This window comes from Phenylobacterium sp. (assembly GCF_046590535.1).
Lineage (GTDB): Bacteria > Pseudomonadota > Alphaproteobacteria > Caulobacterales > Caulobacteraceae > Phenylobacterium.
The window spans coordinates 1-13226 of record NZ_JBKJTG010000240.1 but is presented as its reverse complement, the minus strand read 5'-3'; the positions used below and the strand labels follow the sequence as shown (position 1 = coordinate 13226).

Sequence of the window (13226 nt, the reverse complement as noted above, 5' to 3'; positions counted from 1 at the left end):
TCGGGAGAACGCGCAGGCATGGCGACGCTGGAGGAACTGACGGACCGCATCCGCCGTGCGGCGGCGTCGGACGCCGGCCTCGGCAAGACCGTCAAGCTCGACCTGAAGGGTGAAGGCTTTATCCATCTGGACGGGGCCTCGGTGACCAATGAGGACCGGCCCGCCGACCTCACCGTCACCATCAGCCGCGCCGACCTGGTGGCGCTGGGCAAGGGCGAACTCGATCCGACGCGGGCCATGATGACGGGGCGGATGAAGCTTTCCGACATGGGGCTGGCCTTCAGCCTGCAGCCGAAGATTCAATCCCTGTTCTCTAAAGCCGTCTAAAGGGGACCTATGGCAGAGCTTGCGCCTCTTACGGACATCCCGTCCGCCCCGGTCCCGGCCGGCGGCGAGGCAGAGTGGTTCCGCGGCGCCGGCGGGGCCAAGCTGCGCGCCGCCCTGTTCACGCCATTGGGCAAGCCCCGGGGCTCGATGGTGGTCTCCGGCGGGCGCACCGAGCCGATCGAGAAGTACTTCGAATTCATTGGCGATTGCCTTGAGCAGGGGTTCGTGGTGCTGGCCCACGACTGGCGCGGCCAGGGGCTCTCGGCGCGCGACCTGCCCGACCGGCTGAAGGGCCACGCCCGCGGTCATCTGGCCTTTCTTGAGGACTTCCGCTGTCTTCTGAGCGCCTACCAGGCGCGCCTGCCGAAGCCCTGGGTGGCGGTCGGACATTCCATGGGCGGTTGCCTCACGCTGCTGGCCCTGGCCCACGGCGAGAGCCGCTTCGCCGGTGCGATACTGTCAGCGCCCATGCTGGGGGTGCGCACGGGCAAGGTCGCCCGCCCGGTGGCCCGCACCTTGGCCGGCCTGAACGTGATCACCGGCCGCGGCGGCCGCTACACCCTGGGCCAGGCCGGCAAGCCTTTCGACGACACCTTCGACGGCAATGTGCTGACCCACGACGCCGCCCGCTTTGCGCGCCACCGGGCGCAGATCGCCGCCAACCCTGAGCTGGCCCTGGGCAATCCCACCTGGGGCTGGCTGGATTTCGCCCTGCGCGCCACGGCCTTCCTGGCCAAGCCCGAACGGCTGCGCGGCGTGACCATTCCGGTGGTCATCGTCTCGGCCGAACAGGACAAGCTCGTCGACAACGCGGCCCAGCAGGCCGCCACCCGCAACTTGCCGCAAGGACGCTTCATAAGCGTCCCCGGCGCCTACCACGAAATTCTGATGGAGACGGACCACATGCGTAACATCTTCATGCGGGCGCTGGACGCCCTTACCGGCAAGGTCGCGCCGAAGCCTTCGCCGGCCCCCAAGCCCCTCGCCCCGACGCCCCCGGCTGCGCCGATGGCCGTGGCGCCGAAACCCAAGCCTGCTGCGGCCAAGAAGCCCGCGGCCCGCAAGCCGGCCAAGGCGGCAGCCAGGAAGCCTGCGGCGGTGAAGAAGCCCACCGCCAAGGCGCCGACGGCCGCCAAGGCCGCCGCGGCGAAGCCGGCCAAGGCGAAGAAGCCTGCGCCCGCCAAAAAGCCCGCGGCCAGGAAGTCTCTGGCCGCCAAGCCCGCCGCCGCCCAGGCGCCCGCAGCGGCCAAGAAGGCTCCGGCGAAAAAGGTCGCCGCGAAAAAGCCCGCCGCGAAGAAGCCAGCCACCAGGAAGCCGGCCTAGGGTCTTGCTGTCTCCCCTGAGCCGACGCTCGGGGGAGGAGCGGTCACCTGGCGGAGCGTTTGAGCGCCACCAGCGCCTCGTCGAGGCATGCGCGGTCGCCGGCGATGACGATCTGGCCGCCGCGCTGGCCCACCGGCTCGCCGCGCCAGTTGGTGGTCAGGCCGCCGGCGCCTTCGACCACCGGGATGGCGGCCTCGATGTCCCAGGCCTGCAGCCCCGACTCGATCACCAGATCCATCGTGCCCGCCGCTACCATGGCGTAGGCGTAGGCGTCGCAGCCCAGCCGGGCGAGCCGGGCGGCGGCGCGCACCTGGGTCCAGGCGCCCAGCTCCGCACCGCGGAAGCAGGCCTCCGGGTCCGTGGTGGCGATGATCGCATCGGTCAGCTTTGCGCAGGGACGAACCTTCAGGGGGCGCGACTGCCCGCGGCTCATCAGGCGCGAGCCCCCCGCATGGCCGATGTAAAGCTCCCCGATGTAGGACTGGCCGATGGAGCCCAGCACGGGGCGGGCCTCATGCCGCAGCCCGATCAGGGTGCACCACAAGGGCAGGCCGGCGATGAAGGCTCGGGTCCCATCGACGGGATCCAGCACCCACACGAATTCGGCGTCCGGCCGATCCTCGCCATACTCCTCGCCGATCACCCCGTGGTCCGGATAGTGCTCGGTGATCAGCGCCCTGATGGCCCGCTCGGCGCCCTTGTCGGCCTCGGTTACCGGGTCGAAGCCCTTGGCGCCGCCCTTGTCCACCAGGCCGTGGTCGGCCCGAAACAGCGGCAGGATCGCCGCGGCAGCGGCGCGGTTGAGCTCGATCAGGAAGGCGTCGAGCTCGGCGATGCGGTCTGGGGTAAGGGCTGGCATGGCCTCAGGCTAGCCCGTCCCGGCCGGCGCTTTAAGCCGCCACGTTGCGAAAGGGCGCCGACGCCGCCTATTGGAAGCCATGGCCCAGGCTAAGCCATCCCTCGCGCAAGACCTCGTCTGGAGGCTGGAGGCGTTCGCCTACGATGTGGCCGCGGGGCTCGCGCGGATCTTCCCCATCGACGCGGTGTCCGACTGCGGCGCCTGGCTGTTCAAGCGGCTAGGCCCGTTGACCAGCGCCCACCGAGTTGTGGAGCGCAACTTGCGGATCGCTTTTCCTGACGCCGACGATGCGGAGGTCGCCCGCCTGCTGGCCGCCCAGTGGGACCAGGTCGGCCGCTGGTTTGCCGAATTCCCGATCCTCGACCGGATCGTGGGCGACCCGAGCCGGGTGGAGGTAGTGGGCGCCGAGCGGCTGGCGGCGATCGCAGCGGGCGGGGGCCCGGTGGTGTTCATCTCCGGCCACTTCTCCTCGTTCGAGATCATGCCGGCGGTGATCGTCCACGCGGGGATCACCTGCCAGATCACCTACCGGGCGACCAACAATCCGCATGTGGACGACCGCATTCGCGCCAGCCGCTGGCGCTATGGCGTCCGGCTATTCGCACCTAAGGGCTCGGACGGCGCGCGCGAGTTGCTGCGCGCCCTGACCAGGGGCGAATCCGTCGCCCTGATGAACGATCAGAAGTTCAATGGCGGGGTGGCCGCGCCGCTGTTCGGTTTGATGGCTCACACCGCGCCGGGACCCTCGAGCTTCGCCCTGCGTTTCGGCGTCCCGCTGCTGCCGATGAGCGTCCAGCGCAAGGACAAGGCAAGGTTCCGCGTGGTGGTCCACGAGCCGATCCGCCTGGAGGACACCGGCGACCGTACCGCCGACATCGAGACCGGCGTGCGCCGGGTCAACGCCTTCATCGAAGAGCGGGTGCGCCAGCGGCCGGAGGAGTGGTTCTGGGTCCACCGCCGCTGGCCCAACGAGCACTACCGGCGGGAGCGTCGCTAGGAGTTGGTTTCCTGCCAGCGCTTTAGCGCCTCGGTGGGGCTGGCGTAGGCTTCCTGCAGCACCGCGCTCCAGTAGCGCAACTGCTCCAGCGGTACACGCACGCCGCTCACCGCGCAGAGCACATAACGGCCGGGCTTCAGCACAGCGAAGTCGCCGTCGCCGTAGTGCAGCTTGGCGATATCCGGGCCGGCCAGATCGCGGTCGTGGGCGTTCATGGCCGCCTATGTAGCGCGCCGAGAGCCTTCAGAACAGATCGCCCTGTGGTGAGCCTGCCGGTTTCGGCTTCGCTCGGGTTGTTGGCCGAGGCGTCGGCTGAGCCCCAGCGTCGCCGTCGACCACCGCCTTGCGCTCCACCCGGTCCCCGAACTTGATGCTGACAAGCTCGCCGCTCTGCAGGGACGCCCCCTCGCGGACCAGGGAGCCATCCTTGCGGCTGACCCGGGCGAAGCCGCGCCGCAGGGGCCGTTCGGGATCGACGGAGACGTGAAGTTTCGCCAGCGCCTCCAGCCGCTCGCCCAGGCGGTCGAGGCGGCGGGTGGTGGCGGGCTTCAGCCGGGCGGCGACGCCGTCGAGGCGCTGGCGCTGCACCGCCTGCGGACGCTGCAAGAGCAGGGGTGAGAGGCGCGAAGACACCCGCACCAGGTCGCGCTCGTGGGCGGCGGCGTTCCGGGCCAGGCCCGCGGCCAGGCGACCGGAGACGATGCCAAACCGCTGGGCAGCCAGCTCGACCAGGTCGCGCACCCGGGTGAGGGCCCGCTCGGCGGCCTCGACCCGGCCCCGGCGGTCGGCCACCGCGCGACCGCCACAGCGGTGCATCCTGGCCGAGAGGTCAGAAACCAGCGCCCTGAGCTCCGCCAGCACCGGCGTGGCCATCTCCGCCGCTGCGGTGGGTGTTGGCGCGCGGCGGTCGGAGACGAAGTCGATCAGGGTGGTATCGGTCTCGTGGCCCACGGCGCTGATCAGCGGGATGACGGAGGCTGCCGCCGTGCGGGCCAGCTGCTCGTCGTTGAACGGCCACAGGTCTTCCACCGACCCGCCGCCGCGGGCCACGATGATCACGTCGGGGCGCGGGATCGGGCCAGAGCCGTCCTGGGCGTTGAAGCCCTCGATGGCCGCGCAGACCTGGGCCGCGGCGGCGTCGCCCTGCACCACCACCGGCCAGACCACCACGCGGCAGGGCCAGCGGTCGCGGATGCGGTGCAGGATGTCGCGGATCACCGCCCCTGTCGGGCTGGTGATCACGCCCACCACGCCGGGCATGGCGGGAAGCGGCCGCTTGCGCGACGCCTCGAACAGGCCCTCGTCGGCCAGCTTGGCCTTCAGCCGCTCGAGCTGGGCCAGCAGCGCGCCCACGCCCGCCACCTCCATGGTCTCGATGACAATCTGGTAGCGAGAGCCCTGCGGATAGGCGGTGATCTTGCCGGTGACGATCACCTCCAGCCCCTGCTCCGGCCGGACGGAGAGCCCGCGCACCTGACCCTTCCAGACCACCCCGTCGATGGCGGCACGCTCGTCCTTCAGGGTCAGATAGACATGGCCGTTGGAATGGTTGGTGACCTTGGAGAGCTCGCCGCGCAAGCGCACGAAACCGTAGGCGTCCTCCAGCGTCCGCTTCAGGGCGAAAGCCAACTCCGAGACGGAGTAGGGCTGGGCGTTGCCGGCGGCGTCGGTCTCGGTCTCGGGCGCGGTGTCGATCATGGGGAGAGGGTAGCGATCATGCCGGGCAATTGGAAAGGGCGCGCCCGCGCCCGATAGCGGTACTCCGCCACCGGCGCAGACGCGCCCCCATCCCCAACGGATCTATGGCCGCGCGAGGCGCGGATCAGATGTAGCGGCGCAGGCTCCGGGCGAGCTCCGCGGCGCCGGAACGCTTCTTGGTCTGGGCCGGCTGATAGGCCACCTGGCTGTGTTCGTGGCAGTAGGGGCCCTCGCCCGAGCGGCGGCCGCAGAATGTGAAGGTCTCCAGCGACGGGTCCCCGATCGGCCACTTGCACATGTGGGCGCCCAGGGTCAGCACGGTCGCCGTGCCGGGGGCCTCGTCCACATAGCGCATCGGGGTCGGGGCGGGCAGCATGGAGACCGGCTCGGCCAGACGGCGCGGGGCCGACGGGGCGGCGGAGACCGGCCGGGCGGGACGCGGCGCTTTGAACACCGTGCGCGCGGGCTTGGAGGGGGTGGCGCGGCCCGACAGGCCCAACCGGTGCACCTTGCCGATGACCGCATTGCGGGTGACGCCGCCAAGCTGCTTGGCGATCTGGCTGGCCGAGAGGCCGTCCTGCCAGAGCTTTTTCAAGAGTTCGACACGCTCGTCCGTCCAGCCCATGTCTCGCCTCCCCAGGTGACCCGACACGCCGCCAAGCGCGTCGGGATCAACATCTTGTGGCGTTGAGAAGCCTCAGCGCCCACCAACCACCATCAGTAGTAAACAACTCCTTAAGAGCCACAATAGGCGCCCCACCGTTCGTCCACAGGAACTAGATGTTGCGTCAGCCCGCCGCACTCTTGCGGCTGGCGCGCGGCAGGCGCACATCAGGGCGCGATGAAAGACATGCCGTCAGAAACTGTCCTGCCGCCGGCCCCGCGCGACTATGCCGGCGTCAACTGGGAGGGCCTGAAGACCCTCTACCTGCGTGAGATCATGCGGTTCTGGAAGGTGGGCACCCAGACGCTCGCCGCCCCCGTGGTCACGGCGCTGCTCTACATGCTGGTGTTTGTAGTGGCGGCCCAGGGCTCGCGGCCGATCCACGGCCTGCCCTACGGGACCTTCGTGGCGCCTGGCTTGGTGATGATGCAGATCCTCAACAACGCCTTCGCCAACTCGTCGTCGAGCCTCCTGCAGGCAAAGATGAACGGCTTGATGGGCGACTTCCTGACCCCACCACTGACCGCTGCCGAGCACGTGGCGGCCTTCGGTCTCGGCGCGGCCACCCGGGGCATCCTGGTGGGGGCGGTGACCCTGCTGGCGGTGATGCCGTTCGCCAAGTTGGGCCTCGCCAACATCGCCGCCGTGCTGTTCTACGGCGTCGGCGCGGCCCTGATCCTGGGCTTCCTGGGCATCATGGTCGGGCTGTGGGCTGAGAAGTTCGACCAGATGGCGGTGATGACCAACTTCGTGATCATGCCGATGACCTTCCTGTCGGGCACCTTTTATCTGGTTGAGCGGCTGCCCGAGCCGTTCCGCACGTTCAGCCACTTCAACCCGTTCTTCTATCTGATTGACGGCTTCCGCTACGGCTTCACCGGCCACGCGGAGGGCTCCCTGGCGGTGGGGGTGGCCCTGACCAGCACCCTGGTCGTGGTGACCGGCTGGATCTGCCTGTGGATGTTCAGGACCGGCTACAAGATCAAGACCTGACGGATAAGCTCAACGTTGACACACCGGCCTCCGGGGTCGAAAACGCCAAGCCTTCCGGTCCCCGTCGCAATGCGGCGGGGACGCTTCCGTTTTGGAGGGCCTTCTCCGTGACCGAGAAGACCGCGAGCCACGCCGCCGCGACCGTCCCCAGCGACCATATCATGGGCGTCTATTCGCGCGCTCCGCTGGCGTTCGAGCGAGGCGAGGGCGCGCGTCTCTATACGGCCGATGGCGAGGCCTATCTCGACTGCCTGGCGGGCATCGCGGTGACCGCCCTGGGCCACACCAACCCCAAGCTGGTGCAGGCGGTGAAGGACCAGGCCGAGAAGCTCTGGCACGTCTCCAACATCTTCATGATCCCAGACCAGCAGAAGCTGGCCGACCGGCTGACCCAGGTAAGCTTCGCCGACGTGGTGTTCTTCACCAACTCGGGGACCGAGGCCATCGAGTGCGCCATCAAGACCGCGCGCAAGCACCACTGGGCGAACGGCCATCCCGAGCGGCTCGACATCATCGGCTTCGACGGCTCGTTCCACGGCCGCTCGATCGCGGCCGTAAACGCCTCGGGCAACCCCAGTTACCTGGAAGGTTTCGGCCCCAAGCTGCCGGGATTCATCCAGCTGCCGTTCGGCGACATGGACGCGCTTCGCGAGGCGGTCGGGCCGACCACGGCGGCGATCATCATCGAACCGGTACAGGGGGAGGGCGGCGCTCGCTCCGTCCCTGAGGCCACCCTGAAGGCCATGCGCCAGCTCTGCGACGAAACCGGGACACTGTTGATCTACGACGAGATCCAGTGCGGCCTCGCCCGCACCGGAAAGCTGTTCGCCCACGAGTGGGTGGAGGGGGCCGAGCCTGACATCATGGCCCTGGCCAAGGCCCTGGGCGGGGGTTTCCCGGTGGGCGCGTGCCTGGCCACCGCCGAGGCGGCCAAGGGCATGACGGTGGGCTCGCACGGCTCCACATATGGCGGCAACCCCCTGGCTATGGCCGTGGGCCTGGCGGCCATGGAGGAGCTCACCAAACCTGAACTTATGGCCCACGTCCGCGAGGTGGCCGGCTATTTCACCCAGCAGCTGTCGGGGCTGCGCGACCGCTTCCCGGACGTGGTGGTTGACGTCCGCGGCAAGGGCCTGCTGATCGGCATCAAGCTGGCCACCCCCAACCGCGAGTTCATGCAGCACGCCCGTGACCAGCACCTGCTGATCGCCGGCGGTGGGGACAACTGCGTGCGCCTCCTGCCGCCGCTAACCCTGACGCTGGCGGAAGCGCGCGAGGCCATCGAAAAGCTCGAAGGCGCCTGCGAGGCGGCCCGCGCCAGGGCCAAGGCCGCGGCATGAGCTACCAGCCCCGGCACTTCCTCGACTTGTGGAAGATGGAGGGCGCGGACCTGCGCGCCATCCTCGACGACGCGCGCCAGCGCAAGGCCGCCCGCCTGGGCTGGCCGAAGGGCCAGTCCGACGCCGACCGGCCGGCAGAGGGCCGCACCCTGGCGATGATCTTCGAGAAGCATTCCACCCGCACGCGCTTCTCCTTCGACGCAGCCATGCGCCAACTGGGCGGCGACGTGATCATTTCCAACGCCAGCGAGATGCAGCTGGGCCGCGGCGAGCCGATCGAGGATACCGCGCGGGTGCTATCGCGCATGGTCGACGCAATCATGATCCGCGCCAACGTCCACGAGGACGTGGAGCGCCTGGCCATGTCGGCAACCATCCCGGTGATCAACGGCCTGTCGGACAAGGGACACCCCTGCCAGATCCTGGCCGATCTGCTGACCTTCGAGGAGCATCGCGGGCCGGTGGCGGGCAAGACCATCGCCTGGGTGGGTGACGGCAACAACGTCTGCGCCAGCTTCATCCACGCCGCCCCCAAGCTGGGGTTCAAGCTGAACATCGCCAGCCCGGCGATCTACCATCCGGACCTGGTGGACCTGGCCCGCTCCGCCGAGCAGCAGGGCCAGGTCTCCACCAGCCACGACCCGCGCGAGGCGGTGAGCGGCGCCCACTGCGTGATCACCGACACCTGGGTGTCCATGGGCGACACCGACCATGACGAGCGGCTCGACGCGCTGGAACCCTACCAGGTCGACGAGGCCCTGATGGACCTGGCCGATCCGGAGGCCGTGTTCCTGCACTGCCTGCCTGCACACCGCGGCGAGGAGGTCACCGACGCGGTCATCGACGGGCCCCGGAGCCTGATCTGGGACGAGGCGGAAAACCGCATCCACGCGCAGAAATCCATCCTCGCCTGGTGCTTTGGCAAGATCTGACGGCGGCCCGCAAAGCTCGTAATTCCGGAACCGCCTCCTATATGCCGCCGATGCCCGAAACTTCCGTACCCGACGACCTAGTCGGCGTCTTCCAGATCGAGGGCGAGCCGGTGCGCGGCCGCATCGCCCGCCTGGGCCCCGCGGTCGATGAGATCCTGCGCGCCCACGACTATCCCGAATGCGTCGCCAACCTGCTGGGCGAGGCCTGCGCCCTAGCCGCCCTGGTGGGCTCAAACCTGAAGTTCGACGGCCGGCTGATCGTCCAGGCGCAGGGTTCCGGCCCGGTGCGCTACGTGGTCGCCGACTACGACACCTCCGGCGGGCTGCGTGGCTATTGCCGGTTCGACGCCGAAGCGGTGGCGAAGGCCTCGGCCGGGTTCCAGCGTCCCGGCGCCCGCACGCTGCTGGGCGACGGGGTTTTCATCATGACCGTGGACCCGGGCGCCGACATGGAGCGCTATCAGGGCGTCACCGCCATCGAGGGCGAAACCCTGGCGCTCTGCGCCGAGCAGTACTTCGCCCAGTCCGAACAGACGCCCACGCGGGTGCGCCTGGCGGTGGGCCAGGCCGACGACGGCCAAGGCCTCCGCTGGCGGGCCGGCGGCATGCTTATCCAGAACGTGGCCGAGGATGACGCTCGTGGGCCCACGGCCGAGGCCTGGAGGCGCACCCAGGCGTTCTTCGAGACCCTGGGCGAGGACGAGCTGATCGACAGCCGGCTCTCCAGCGACCAACTGCTGTTTCGGCTGTTCCACGAGGACGGCGTGCGGGTGTTCGGCTCCCAGCCGCTGCGGGCCTTCTGCCGTTGCAACCAGGGCCGCATCGAGACGGTGCTGAAGTCTTTCGGCCAGGAAGAGCGCGCCGACATGCTCGAGGCCGACGGAAAAATCCACGTCACCTGCGAATACTGCTCCAAGGTCTACGCCGTGGCGCCCGAAGAACTGGAAGCGGTCGAGTAGCGCTCCTACGCCCCGTCCAGCGCTCGCGCCACGTCTCGGCTGAGGTCGCCGGGACCTTCCAGACCCACGCTCATCCGCACCCAGCCTTCGGTGAGGCCGATCTGCAGGCGCTCGGCTTCGGGCATGGAGCGGTGGGTGGTGGTTGACGGATGGGTGGCCATGGACTTGGCGTCGCCCAGGTTGTTGGAGATATCGACGATCTGCAGGCCGTCGAGAAATCTCCAGGCGGCCTCGCGGCTCCCCAGGTCGAAGGCGATGACGTTGCCGCCGCCGCTCATCTGTTTGGCGATCATGGCGGCCTGGGGATGGTCCGGCCGGCCGCAGAAGATGGTCCGGCGAACCTTTCGATGGTCGGCGATCAGGTCGGCCACCCTGCCGGCATTCTCGGTCTGGCGGCGTACCCGCAGGTCCAGGGTCTCCAGGCCCTTCAGCAGCACCCAGGAATTGAACGGTGAGAGCGCCGGGCCGGTATGGCGCAGGATGTCCTTGTAAGCCTCGGTCATCAGCTCCGCGGCGCCCAGGATGGCCCCACCCAGCACCCGGCCCTGGCCGTCGATGTGCTTGGTCGCCGAATAGACGACGATGTCGCAGCCTAGCGCCAGCGGTTGCTGGAAGACCGGCGTGGCGAAGACATTGTCCACCACCAGCTTGGCGCCGGCCGCGTGCGCGATCTCGGCCACCGCGCCGATGGCGGTGACCTCCAGCAGCGGATTGGCGGGGCTTTCCACCAGGAAGGCGCGGGTGTTGGGCCGCACGGCGGCCTGCCAGGCCTCCAGGTCGGTGGCGTCCACGTAGGTTGTCTCCACCCCGAACCGGGGCAGCCACTCGGAGACAATCCAGCGGCAGGAGCCGAACAGGGCGCGCCCCGCCACCAAGTGGTCGCCGGCGCGCAGCAGGCCCGACAGCGCCACCTGCACCGCCGCCATGCCCGACGCCGTGGCCCGGCACATCTCGGCGCCCTCCATGAGCGCCAGGCGGTCCTCGAAGATCTGCGTCGTGGGGTTGCCGAAGCGCTGGTAGATGAATCCCGGCGCATCGCCGGCGAACCGCGCGTCGGCGGCCTGGGCGCTGTCGTAGGCGAAGCTCTGGGTGAGAAAGAGGGCCTCGGAGATCTCCCCATGCCCGGTGCGCGCCATGCCGCCGCGCACAGCCCGGGTCTCGACTTCCCAGTCGCGCGGATCTTCAGCCATGGCGGGGCTCCTGCCGTCTCTCGTCCTGCCGCATCAACGGCAGTGGCCAAGGAGCGTCAAGCGCCGCTTTCCAGTCAGTGGCGCCAGAAACCTTGCAAGACTCGGGTTCGGCGGTAAGGGTGGCCGGCCCATGAGCGATATCGCACGCCCGGGCATCCTGCCCTGCCAATCCATCGACGCCCTGATCGCGCAAGGCGCCATCATGGCCGAGAGCCCGTTCGAGCATGACCAGGTGCAGCCGGCCAGCCTGGACCTTCGGCTCGGCGGCCGCTGCTGGCGGGTGCGGGCCTCCTTCCTCCCGGGCCGCGGCCGCACCGTGCGCGACCGCATCGCCGAAGTCGCCATGCACGAACTGGACCTCACCAAGGGCGCGGTGCTGGAGCGGGGCTGCGTCTATATCGCCGAGTTGCAGGAGAGCCTGGCGCTCCCGGCCGGGGTTTCGGCTCGCGCCAATCCGAAGAGCTCCACCGGCCGGGTCGACGTGTTCGTGCGCCTGCTTTCCGATGGTGGCGTGGCTTTCGACGACGTGGTCGAGGGCTACCGCGGCCCCGCCTTCATGGAGATCGCGCCGCAGACCTTCTCGGTGCTGGTTCGCACGGGCACCCGGCTCAACCAGTTGCGCTTGAAGCGCGGGGTGCCCGAGCGGCTATCGGTGAAGAACGTCGGCGTCGATCTTTCCGACGGCATCGCCGGGTTCCGCGGGCGCCGCCACGCGGGTGTCGTCGATCTCGACAAGGAAGACGGCCACGACCCGCGCGATTTCTGGGAGCCGCTGCGGCCCCAGAACGGCCAGCTCCTGCTCGATCCCGGCGAATTCTACATCCTGGCCTCCAAGGAGCCGGTGGAAATTCCGGTGATGGAGGCCGCCGAGATGACCCCCATCGATCCCTCGGTGGGTGAGTTCCGGGTGCATTACGCGGGCTTCTTCGACCCCGGCTTCGGCACCGACGAGGCGCACGGCAAGGGTTCCAAGGGCGTGCTGGAAGTCCGCAGCCACGAGACCCCGTTCATCCTGGAGGACGGCCAGACGGTGGCGCGGCTGGTCTATGAACCGCTCACGGAGCGTCCCACCCGGCTCTATGGCGATCTCGGGTCGCATTACCAGCGCCAGGGTCTCAAGCTCTCCAAGCACTTCCGGGCGTGGGGGGAGTAAAAGCGGGCCTGTTCGAGATGCCGATCCGGGCGGACGCCTAAGCGTCGTCCTTGCGGTAGATGCTGTGCTTGGGCGCGGCCAGCACCCGGCGCAGCATCGGCTCGAAGTCCGCAAGCGGCATGGACTGGTAGTCCGGATCGAAGGAGTTCTGGTCGTAGAGGTGGCAGAACTGGGCGCAGTACTCGAAGTGCGGATGGCCCCGGTGCTGGTCGCGCATGTCGCGGTCCAGGCCCAGGTGGTGGAAGAAATAGTAGCCCTGGAAGATGCCGTGCTTGTCCATCATCCAGTGGTTGGCGTCGGAGACGTAGGGCTTCAGGATCACCGCGCCCACCTCGGCGTGATTGGCCGGGCCCAGCACGTCGCCGATGTCATGAATCAGGGCGCAGACCACATACTCCTCGTCACGGTCGTCCTTGTGGGCGCGGGTGGCGGTCTGCAAGGAGTGCTCCAGCCGGTCCACCGCGAAGCCGCCGTGGTCGCCCTTGAGCAGGTTCAGGTGGGCCAGGATCCGGTCGGGGAGTTCGCCCCGGTGCGGCGCGGCGGCCCGGCCGATGGCCGCCCAATCCTCCGCCGTGCTCTCCGTCATCGTCTTGAAGCGCGCGCGGTCGATAACTTCGCCGTCGGCCATGGCGGCCTCCCTTGATCATCCGTGGGCCCCATGGTGCGGCCCGGCGCGGGCGAGGTCAACGCGGCGGCTTGGCCCGGCGGCGCCGCGCCGCTATGTTCCGCGCCCGATGGCCGCCTCAGCGGTCCGGCGCGGCCGTAGTTCAGAGGTAGAACGTCAGCTTCCC

At 69.1% G+C, this 13226-nt stretch carries 14 protein-coding genes; 8 read left to right on the top strand and 6 right to left on the bottom strand.

All coding sequences use genetic code 11. The features are described 5' to 3' along the window. Positions 1-18: 18 nt before the first annotated feature. Together ACLL81_RS14850 and ACLL81_RS14845 are read left to right on the top strand one after the other, a co-directional pair. Positions 19-327, top strand: coding sequence for an SCP2 sterol-binding domain-containing protein (locus ACLL81_RS14850; RefSeq protein WP_411289135.1), 309 nt, complete (start codon positions 19-21; stop codon positions 325-327). Between the two features lie 9 nt (positions 328-336). Continuing rightward, entirely contained in the window at positions 337-1650 is a 1314-nt protein-coding gene (locus ACLL81_RS14845; protein WP_411289134.1) for an alpha/beta fold hydrolase, read from the top strand. A 43-nt stretch (positions 1651-1693) separates the two neighbouring features. On the opposite strand, the gene hisN is transcribed toward ACLL81_RS14845, so the two are convergent. Next, positions 1694-2509 carry a histidinol-phosphatase gene (gene hisN, locus ACLL81_RS14840; protein WP_411289133.1) on the bottom strand — a complete coding sequence of 272 codons (816 nt, stop codon included), beginning with the start codon at positions 2507-2509 and terminating at the stop codon, positions 1694-1696. 79 nt (positions 2510-2588) lie between these two features. Here hisN and ACLL81_RS14835 point away from each other — a divergent pair, with 79 nt between their 5' ends. Further along, a complete protein-coding gene (locus ACLL81_RS14835) occupies positions 2589-3506 on the top strand; it encodes a lysophospholipid acyltransferase family protein (RefSeq protein WP_411289132.1) in 918 nt (305 codons plus the stop codon). On the opposite strand, the gene ACLL81_RS14830 is transcribed toward ACLL81_RS14835, so the two are convergent. The 3 genes from ACLL81_RS14830 to ACLL81_RS14820 all read right to left on the bottom strand — a co-directional run bounded on the left by ACLL81_RS14830 (position 3503) and on the right by ACLL81_RS14820 (position 5829). Beyond that, a complete protein-coding gene (locus ACLL81_RS14830) occupies positions 3503-3721 on the bottom strand; it encodes a DUF2093 domain-containing protein (protein WP_411289131.1) in 219 nt (72 codons plus the stop codon). The two genes, ACLL81_RS14835 and ACLL81_RS14830, sit on opposite strands and share 4 nt — an antisense overlap. A gap of 28 nt (positions 3722-3749) precedes the next feature. Next, positions 3750-5204, bottom strand: coding sequence for an exodeoxyribonuclease VII large subunit (gene xseA / locus ACLL81_RS14825; RefSeq protein WP_411289130.1), 1455 nt, complete (start codon positions 5202-5204; stop codon positions 3750-3752). Between the two features lie 124 nt (positions 5205-5328). Continuing rightward, complete coding sequence (locus ACLL81_RS14820; protein ID WP_411289129.1) at positions 5329-5829, bottom strand: GcrA family cell cycle regulator; 501 nt, start codon at positions 5827-5829, stop codon at positions 5329-5331. 216 nt (positions 5830-6045) lie between these two features. Between ACLL81_RS14820 and ACLL81_RS14815 the strand changes: the two genes are divergently transcribed. From ACLL81_RS14815 to ACLL81_RS14800, 4 genes are all read left to right on the top strand, one after another. After that, positions 6046-6861, top strand: a complete 816-nt coding sequence (locus ACLL81_RS14815; protein WP_411289128.1) for an ABC transporter permease — start codon at positions 6046-6048, stop codon at positions 6859-6861. 161 nt (positions 6862-7022) lie between these two features. Then, positions 7023-8201: an aspartate aminotransferase family protein gene (locus ACLL81_RS14810; RefSeq protein WP_411289174.1), complete on the top strand. Its 1179-nt coding sequence runs from the start codon at positions 7023-7025 to the stop codon at positions 8199-8201. Beyond that, positions 8198-9133 carry an ornithine carbamoyltransferase gene (argF, locus tag ACLL81_RS14805; protein ID WP_411289127.1) on the top strand — a complete coding sequence of 312 codons (936 nt, stop codon included), beginning with the start codon at positions 8198-8200 and terminating at the stop codon, positions 9131-9133. The genes ACLL81_RS14810 and argF overlap by 4 nt, the downstream gene beginning before the upstream one ends. A gap of 50 nt (positions 9134-9183) precedes the next feature. Then, positions 9184-10092 (top strand): Hsp33 family molecular chaperone, encoded by a 909-nt coding sequence (locus tag ACLL81_RS14800; protein ID WP_411289126.1) that lies wholly within the window; start codon positions 9184-9186, stop codon positions 10090-10092. Positions 10093-10097: 5 nt separating this feature from the next. Here ACLL81_RS14800 and metZ read toward each other — a convergent pair whose 3' ends face one another. Beyond that, on the bottom strand, positions 10098-11282 hold the full coding sequence (gene metZ, locus ACLL81_RS14795; RefSeq protein WP_411289125.1) for an O-succinylhomoserine sulfhydrylase: 1185 nt from the start codon (positions 11280-11282) through the stop codon (positions 10098-10100). A gap of 130 nt (positions 11283-11412) precedes the next feature. Between metZ and ACLL81_RS14790 the strand changes: the two genes are divergently transcribed. Continuing rightward, on the top strand, positions 11413-12435 hold the full coding sequence (locus ACLL81_RS14790; RefSeq protein ID WP_411289124.1) for a 2'-deoxycytidine 5'-triphosphate deaminase: 1023 nt from the start codon (positions 11413-11415) through the stop codon (positions 12433-12435). A 37-nt stretch (positions 12436-12472) separates the two neighbouring features. Here ACLL81_RS14790 and ACLL81_RS14785 read toward each other — a convergent pair whose 3' ends face one another. Next, positions 12473-13063 (bottom strand): HD domain-containing protein, encoded by a 591-nt coding sequence (locus ACLL81_RS14785; protein WP_411289123.1) that lies wholly within the window; start codon positions 13061-13063, stop codon positions 12473-12475. Between the last annotated feature and the right edge of the window lie 163 nt (positions 13064-13226).

What these genes read in the sequence shown, in the direction of transcription:
- ACLL81_RS14815 (WP_411289128.1), top strand. Translation starts at nt 6,046, where the DNA reads ATGAAAGACATGCCGTCAGAAACTGTCCTGCCGCCGGCCCCGCGCGAC.
- ACLL81_RS14835 (WP_411289132.1), top strand. Translation starts at nt 2,589, where the DNA reads ATGGCCCAGGCTAAGCCATCCCTCGCGCAAGACCTCGTCTGGAGGCTG.
- ACLL81_RS14850 (WP_411289135.1), top strand. Translation starts at nt 19, where the DNA reads ATGGCGACGCTGGAGGAACTGACGGACCGCATCCGCCGTGCGGCGGCG.
- ACLL81_RS14785 (WP_411289123.1), bottom strand. Translation starts at nt 13,063, where the DNA reads ATGGCCGACGGCGAAGTTATCGACCGCGCGCGCTTCAAGACGATGACG.
- ACLL81_RS14810 (WP_411289174.1), top strand. Translation starts at nt 7,023, where the DNA reads ATGGGCGTCTATTCGCGCGCTCCGCTGGCGTTCGAGCGAGGCGAGGGC.
- argF (WP_411289127.1), top strand. Translation starts at nt 8,198, where the DNA reads ATGAGCTACCAGCCCCGGCACTTCCTCGACTTGTGGAAGATGGAGGGC.
- ACLL81_RS14820 (WP_411289129.1), bottom strand. Translation starts at nt 5,829, where the DNA reads ATGGGCTGGACGGACGAGCGTGTCGAACTCTTGAAAAAGCTCTGGCAG.
- metZ (WP_411289125.1), bottom strand. Translation starts at nt 11,282, where the DNA reads ATGGCTGAAGATCCGCGCGACTGGGAAGTCGAGACCCGGGCTGTGCGC.
- ACLL81_RS14790 (WP_411289124.1), top strand. Translation starts at nt 11,413, where the DNA reads ATGAGCGATATCGCACGCCCGGGCATCCTGCCCTGCCAATCCATCGAC.
- hisN (WP_411289133.1), bottom strand. Translation starts at nt 2,509, where the DNA reads ATGCCAGCCCTTACCCCAGACCGCATCGCCGAGCTCGACGCCTTCCTG.
- ACLL81_RS14800 (WP_411289126.1), top strand. Translation starts at nt 9,184, where the DNA reads ATGCCCGAAACTTCCGTACCCGACGACCTAGTCGGCGTCTTCCAGATC.
- ACLL81_RS14830 (WP_411289131.1), bottom strand. Translation starts at nt 3,721, where the DNA reads ATGAACGCCCACGACCGCGATCTGGCCGGCCCGGATATCGCCAAGCTG.
- xseA (WP_411289130.1), bottom strand. Translation starts at nt 5,204, where the DNA reads ATGATCGACACCGCGCCCGAGACCGAGACCGACGCCGCCGGCAACGCC.
- ACLL81_RS14845 (WP_411289134.1), top strand. Translation starts at nt 337, where the DNA reads ATGGCAGAGCTTGCGCCTCTTACGGACATCCCGTCCGCCCCGGTCCCG.